Below are 3550 nucleotides of genomic sequence, written 5' to 3'. Positions count from 1 at the left end.
ACACCGCTCCGGACGCCGGCACCGTCGACGTCGCTGATCCAGCCGAACGGGGCGTGGCCGCGGGGCTCGGCCATCCGGAGACGTTGAGTGAGCGGGAAGCCGTCCTGATCGCGCACGACATGGAGATCAACCGGGCTGCCGCCTACCTGGAGAGCGGCCTGTCCGTCCTCGTGCGCTGCGAGAAGCTGCTCGTCGAGCATCTGGCGCACGAGATCGCCGGCCGGTCCGGACGGCCGCAGCGGACGCTCCGGCTCGTCGGCGCCGCCGGCAACGGCAGCAACGGCAGCAGCGGCAGCGACAGCGCGGCGCTGGGGGCACCGGGCGGTTTCGGTGCGGCGACCCCGCTCGGCGGCGGGCGCCGCGCCGAGCTGCTGACGGCATTGCAGACCGCGGTCGCCGACGCCAAGCCGGGCGACGTGGTTGTCGTGCCGCATCTGGACCTGCTCGCCGGCGGTACCGACGCGGCGCTGACGAGCGAGGCCCGGGAGCTGACCGACGTCCTCTACGAGCGCAGCGCGTGCGTGCTGCTGGCGTTCACCGACCCGTCCCTGGTGATCCCCGAGGTGCTGGCCAACCGGTTTGCGGTGCGGCTGTCGATCGAGATCCTGCCCCGGGAGGTGGCGACCCGCTCCGGCGAGCGGGTGCCGGTGGGCCGGGCGCTGGTGACCCGCGCCGAAGCCGGGCTGTTCGACGGTTTCGACGCGACCGACCTGTACAAGTACGTCGCCGGGATGAACGCGGTGCGCCTGCGTAACGCGCTGCGCTTCGCCTACCACCAGCACCGTCCGGCGATCGGCGAGCAGGTCGACCCGGCGACCGGCGAGACGATCAGCCAGGCCCGGCGGCCCACCTTCGCGGACCTGCGCCACGAGCTGCGGGTGTTCAAGGCCCGCACGTCCAGTTCGTTCGAGGTACCGAACGTGCCGTTCTCGGCGATCGGCGGCTACGACGACGTCAAGGCCGAGCTGAGGCGGGCGCTGACCATCGTCGGCGGTGCCGTCGACCTGCCCGAGCATCTGCGCCACGACCTGGTGCCACGCGGGTTCATCTTCCACGGCCCGCCAGGGACGGGCAAGACGCTGTTCGCCAAGGCCGTGGCCGCCCAGCTGGCCGCGACGATCCTGGTCGTCAGCGGGCCGGAGGTCACCGACATGTACGTCGGGGAGAGCGAGCGCAAGGTCCGTGAGCTGTTCGCCGAGGCCCGCCGCAACGCCCCGGCCGTGGTCGTCTTCGACGAGTTCGACTCGATCGCGGCGCGGCGTACCGGCCGCGACGACGGCGGCAGCCGGGCGGGGAACGCGATCGTCGCCCAGCTGCTCACCGAGCTGGACGGCTTCCGGCCCGAGGTACCCGTTCTGATCATCGGCACGACCAACCGGATCGACCTGATCGACGACGCCCTGCTGCGGCCGAGCCGGTTCCGTCCGATCAGGATCGATCTGCCGGACCCCGAAGCCCGCCGGGAGATCGTCCGGGTGCACGCCGGGCATTTCGGCATCACGGTGAGCCCCGCCCTGGTGGACGCCGTCGCGCGGGCCACGGAGGGGCTCAACGGCGACGAGATCCGGTCGGTGTTCCGTGACGGCCGCGCCGACGAGCTGGTCGGGAACCCGGGGCGGCGTGCGGACGCCCGCCGGCTCGGCGAGCTGATCGGGGCGCTGCGGGCGGCCCGCCAGCAACGGGAGCAAGAGAGGAAGCCGCGGCTCGGACGCTCCGGCGACGGGCAGCGCCGGGTGGCCCTGGTCGTCACGCCCAGTCACACCACTCGTATGGTCCCAATCGTCACCGACGGGGAGAGCGTCGCACCATGACCACACCATGACCACACCAGCACCAGCACCAGCACCAGCGCTGAGCCAGCCGACCAGGGTGCTGGCGCGCACGTTCGCGACCCGGCTCCACGAGGTCAAGCAGGGCTTCGTCGGCCGGGACGAAGCGGTCGACCTGGTCGCGCTGGCCGTCCTGTGCCGGGAGCACGTGCTGCTCGTCGGGCCGCCCGGAACCGCCAAGACCAGCCTGCTGGAACGCTTCCGCCGCATCCTCGACGCCCGCTACTTCAGCTATCTGCTCAGCCGGTTCACCGAACCCGCCGAGCTGTTCGGGCCGGTCGACATCCGCCGGTTCCAGACCGAGGGCGTCTACGAGGTGAACACGGCCGGGATGCTGCCCGAAGCCGACATCGCCTTCCTCGACGAGGTGTTCCAGGGCAGCTCGGCGATCCTGAACACGCTGCTCACGCTCATCAACGAGCGGACCTTCCACAACGGTGCCCGGACGGTCGACGTCAACCTGATCACGCTGCTCGGGTCGTCCAACGACATCCCGGACGACCCGGTGCTGGCCGCGTTCGGTGACCGGTTCCTGCTGCGCTGCCGGCTCGACTACGTCCCCGACGACGACATCGAGGATGTTCTCGCGCTCGGCTGGCGCGGCGAACAGGAACTGATCAACCTAGCTGAGCCTGCCAGGGCGCACGGGCCTTCCGGGGAGCAGGACGACGACCCGGCCGCGCGCACCCGCGTCGGGTTCAGCCTCGCCGACCTCACCGCGCTGCGGCGCGCCGTCGCCGGCATCGACCTGAGCGCCGTGCGCGGGCCGTTCGCCCGGATCGTGCGCTCCCTGCGCGCCGAGGGGGTCGCCTTCTCCGACCGGCGTGCGGTGAAGGCACAGAAGACGTTCGCGGCGTCCGCGCTGCTCGCCGGCCGGGCCGTCGCCGAGCTCGCCGATCTCGCTCCGCTCGTGCACCTGTGGACGAACCCCCGCGACGAACAGACGATGCGCCGGGTCGCCGCCGACGCGGGCGTGCCCGTCGACCAGCCCGGCCACACCGTCCGCAGCGTCGGCGAACTGCGGCTCGATCTCACCGAGCTGGTCGGCCAGCGGGCCAGGGTCGCCAGGGCGGAGGAGTTTCGGGAGCTGCTGCGCCGCGGGCACCGGCTCGCCCTGGAACTGCGCCGCGACCACCCCGACGCCCGCGACCTGCTCGCCGACGTCCAACGGCAACAGCGCGAGACGATCATCGTTTACCGGGAACGGTTCACCGAGGAGGAGCTGATCGATGTGTAACCCACGCCGGGTCCGCGTCCGCGCCACCCGTGACCTGACCGACGCCTGGGAGCAGGAGGTCCGCCGCCAGGTGACCCGGCGCGGGCAGGCGGTCGGGGACGCCCGGGTCCGCGAGCCGCTGGCCGCCGGCATCGGCGCACCCACCCTGGCCGCGCTGAGCGGCGTCCTCGCCCGCACCGAGGGCTGGGAACGCGACGGCGAGTCGTTCCGGCACGCCCTTGACGGCGGCTACCTGCTCTACCACCCCGCCACCCGCGAGCTGGAGATCGTCGCGGAGGCCACCGCCGAGGTGACGGCGTCCGCCGAAGCCGCCACCGTCGTCCGCGGGCAGCTCGCCGACACCGTCGAAGCCGAGGGTGACAGCACCTACTACGACGACAACTACGGTGGCCGGACGGAGACGCACGCGCGCCGCGACGCCGAGCGTAACGCCGCCCTGGCCGTCGACGCCCAGGTCGACGCGCTCCTCGCCGCAGCCCGGGCA

Annotated in this window: 2 protein-coding genes and 1 pseudogene; all 3 read left to right on the top strand. The window is 72.6% G+C overall.

Annotated elements, in window-relative coordinates:
• A partial coding sequence (locus MJ785_RS21105) for a 26S protease regulatory subunit (RefSeq protein ID WP_239382544.1) occupies positions 1-1811 on the top strand: 1811 nt, incomplete at its 5' end.
• A gap of 7 nt (positions 1812-1818) precedes the next feature.
• Positions 1819-3066, top strand: coding sequence for an AAA family ATPase (locus tag MJ785_RS21100; protein WP_239382542.1), 1248 nt, complete (start codon positions 1819-1821; stop codon positions 3064-3066).
• Positions 3059-3550 (top strand): annotated as a pseudogene (locus tag MJ785_RS21095) (molecular chaperone DnaJ); the annotation flags it as partial. The gene MJ785_RS21100 and the pseudogene MJ785_RS21095, both read left to right, overlap by 8 nt.

The organism is Protofrankia sp. CiT1, assembly GCF_917627335.1.
Taxonomy (GTDB): domain Bacteria; phylum Actinomycetota; class Actinomycetes; order Frankiales; family Frankiaceae; genus Protofrankia.
Note: the sequence above shows the minus strand (reverse complement) of the source record. Positions and strands in the feature narration are given on the sequence as shown.

Excerpts from the sequence above, each read along its gene's own strand:
- MJ785_RS21100 (WP_239382542.1), top strand. The coding sequence starts at position 1,819 with ATGACCACACCAGCACCAGCACCAGCACCAGCGCTGAGCCAGCCGACC.